Source organism: Actinoplanes sp. ATCC 53533 (genome assembly GCF_003947245.1).
In genome coordinates this window covers 1-2,721 of sequence record NZ_QHHV01000498.1, presented here as the reverse complement: position 1 = coordinate 2,721, position 2,721 = coordinate 1, and the positions used below count along the sequence as shown (strand labels likewise).

The 2,721-nt window shown below is 66.1% G+C and carries 1 protein-coding gene and 1 pseudogene; both read left to right on the top strand.

The genetic code is table 11. The features are described from left to right. A pseudogene (locus DMB66_RS59550) lies at positions 1-439 on the top strand (DNA topoisomerase IV subunit B); the annotation flags it as partial. Positions 440-576: 137 nt separating this feature from the next. Continuing rightward, positions 577-2,721, top strand: a 2,145-nt coding sequence (gene gyrA / locus DMB66_RS59545; RefSeq protein WP_125812668.1) for a DNA gyrase subunit A, incomplete at its 3' end; no start/stop codon positions are given.

Genomic DNA, 2,721 nt, shown 5'->3' with positions numbered 1-2,721 from the left:
CGACGCCGACGTCGACGGCCAGCACATCCAGACGCTGCTGCTCACCCTGCTGTTCCGCTTCATGCGGCCGCTGGTCGAGCTGGGCCACGTCTACCTGGCCGCACCGCCGCTTTACAAGATCAAGTGGAACAAGCGCGGCGACGACGCCCAGTACGCCTACTCCGACCGGGAGCGGGACGGCCTGATCGAGCTGCGCCAGCAGAAGAAGGCGAACGCGAAGCCCGACGACATCCAGCGGTTCAAGGGTCTCGGCGAGATGAACTTCCGCGAGCTGTGGGACACGACGATGGACCCGGGCACGCGCACGCTGAAGCAGGTGACCCTCGACGACGCCGCGACCGCGGACGAGCTGTTCAGCGTCCTGATGGGTGAGGACGTCGAAGCCCGTCGTTCGTTCATCCAGCGCAACGCCAAGGACGTTCGGTTCCTGGACATCTGAGTACGGGTGAGCGGCGTCACTCGACGTCGCTCACCTCGGGTTATGCACAGCGATACACCGCTTTCCACAAGGTTATCCACAGCGAAATGCGTAGCTCGGCGCTATTTGTCGGGTTCGAACGTAAGTAAGGGTTAACTGTGACGGATACTCCCGAGATCCCCGCCGAGGAACCGCAAGACCTCCCCGCCGGCGGCGGAGTGAGCCAGCGCGTCGAGCCGGTCGGCCTCGAGGTCGAGATGCAGCGCTCGTACCTCGACTACGCGATGAGCGTCATCGTCGGGCGTGCGCTGCCCGACGTGCGCGACGGCCTCAAGCCGGTGCACCGCAAGATCCTCTACGCGATGTACGACGCCGGCTTCCGCCCCGACCGCGGCTACGTCAAGTGCGCCCGGGTCGTCGGTGACGTCATGGGTAACTACCACCCGCACGGTGACTCCTCGATCTACGACGCCCTGGTCCGGATGGGCCAGCCATGGTCGCTGCGCTACCCGCTGATCGACGGCAACGGCAACTTCGGCTCGCCGGGTAACGACCCGCCGGCCGCCATGAGATATACCGAGTCGAAGCTCTCGCCGCTCGCCATGGAGATGCTGCGGGACATCGACGAGGACACCGTCGACATGCAGGACAACTACGACGGCCGGGCCAAGGAGCCGACGATCCTGCCGGCGCGGTTCCCCAACCTGCTGGTCAACGGCTCCGAGGGCATCGCGGTCGGGATGGCCACCAAGATCCCGCCGCACAACCTGCGCGAGATCGCCGCGGCCGTGCAGTGGTATCTGGACAATCCCGAAGCCGACGAGGCCACCACGCTCGAAGCGGTGCTGGGCATCGTCAAGGGACCCGACTTCCCCACCCGGGGCCTGATCGTCGGTCAGCAGGCTATTCAGGACGCCTACCGCACCGGCCGTGGTTCGATCCGGATGCGCGCGGTGGTCGAGGTCGAGGAGGACGCCCGGGGCCGGCCCTGCCTCGTGGTCACCGAGCTGCCGTACCAGGTGAACCCGGACAACCTCGCCGAGCGGGTCGCCGAGCTGGTCAAGGAGGGCAAGCTCACCGGCATCGCCGACATCCGGGACGAGTCGTCCGGGCGTACCGGAATGCGGTTGATCCTGGTCCTGAAGCGCGACGCGGTCGCCAAGGTCGTGCTGAACAACCTCTACAAGCACACCCAGCTGCAGGAGACCTTCGGCGCGAACATGCTGGCGCTGGTCGACGGCGTGCCGCGCACGCTCAACCTGGCGCAGTTCATCCGGCACTACGTCGATCACCAGATCGAGGTCATCCGGAGGCGCACGGCCTACCGCCTGCGCAAGGCGGAGGAGCGCGCGCACATCCTGCGCGGCCTGGTCAAGGCGCTGGACATGCTCGACGAGGTGATCGCCCTGATCCGGCGCTCGACCACGGTCGAGGACTCCCGGCAGGGCCTCATGCAGCTGCTCGACGTCGACGAGATCCAGGCCACCGCGATCCTGGACATGCAGCTGCGGCGCCTGGCGGCGCTGGAGCGGCAGAAGATCATCGATGAGCTCGCCAGGATCGAGATCGAGATCGCCGACCTCAAGGACATCCTCGCCAAGCCGGAGCGGCAGCGGGCGATCGTCTCGGAGGAGATGGCCGAGATCGTGGCCCGCTTCGGCGACGACCGCAAGACCCAGATCATCCCGTTCGACGGCGAGGTCTCGATGGAAGACCTCATCGCCCGCGAGGACGTTGTGGTGACCATCACACGAACTGGTTACGCCAAGCGGACCAAGGTCGACCTATACCGCTCTCAGAAGCGCGGCGGCAAGGGCGTGAGCGGCGCGTCCTTGCGGCAGGACGACATCGTCAGCCACTTCTTCGTGATCTCCACGCACTCGTGGATCCTGTTCTTCACCAACAAGGGCCGGGTCTACCGCGCGAAGGCGTACGAGCTGCCCGAGGCCAACCGGGTCGCGAAGGGCCAGCACGTCGCCAACCTGCTCGCCTTCCTGCCGGACGAGCACATCGCCCAGGTCATCCAGATCCCGAATTACCAGGTCGAGCCGTACCTTGTGCTCGCCACCAAGAATGGCCTCGTGAAGAAGACCCGCCTCGAAGAATTTGACTCCAACCGCAGCGGTGGCATCATCGCCATCAACCTGCGGGAGGATGACGAATTGGTGGGCGCAACGCTGGCCGCGCCGGAGAATGACCTGCTTCTGGTCTCCAAGCGGGCCCAGGCGATCCGGTTCAACGCGACCGACGAGGCGCTGCGGCCGATGGGGCGGGCGACCTCGGGTGTGATCGGCATGCGCTTC